Raw genomic sequence first — 507 nt, 5'->3', positions numbered from 1 at the left:
CGTCCGGATCGTGCCGGCGTCGCGGGGTCCGGCACACAGGTCTGCGGCCTTGCCGTCGGTCGCCGACGCCCCGGGTACCGGCTGCGCTCGCGGGGGCGACCCCTGAGCGGAAGGCCCCGGGCCCCGCACCCCGGCCGGGCGTACTTCCCCGGGAGTACGCGTGATCACGCCGTCCGGCCGACGCCGCCGGGCGGACGCGGCGTCTAGCGTGGCGGACATGGACGAACAGCGTGGGCCCGGCGCCGGCCCGGCTCGAGCTGGTGGTGCGCTCGTGGATCTCGCTGGTGGAGTCGACGGCGCTGATCTGGCTGGACGGGCGGCGGGTGCCGCGCGAGGAGCTGGAGACCCAGCTGGTGCAGGACTTCGCGGCGCTGGCCGCGGTCGCCGCGGCCCGGGACGAGGAACTCGCCACGCTGCTGCGGGGACTGGTCAAGCAGGAGCCGGGCGACGGTCCGTTCACCGACCTCGCCGCCCGGCTGATCTCCCTGGCCGGGGAGTGAGCCCGGC

At 76.7% G+C, this 507-nt stretch carries 1 pseudogene; it reads left to right on the top strand.

Annotation, left to right across the window (positions count from 1 at the left end):
• Nucleotides 1-239 precede the first annotated feature (239 nt).
• Nucleotides 240-500, top strand: a pseudogene (locus LPA54_RS36730) (TetR family transcriptional regulator); the annotation flags it as partial.
• Nucleotides 501-507: the final 7 nt, after the last annotated feature.

The sequence above is a fragment of the Streptomyces sp. DH12 genome (assembly GCF_020873895.1).
Lineage (GTDB): Bacteria > Actinomycetota > Actinomycetes > Streptomycetales > Streptomycetaceae > Streptomyces.
The sequence above is the reverse complement of the archived record's forward strand: the minus strand, read 5'-3'. Positions and strand labels throughout refer to the sequence as shown.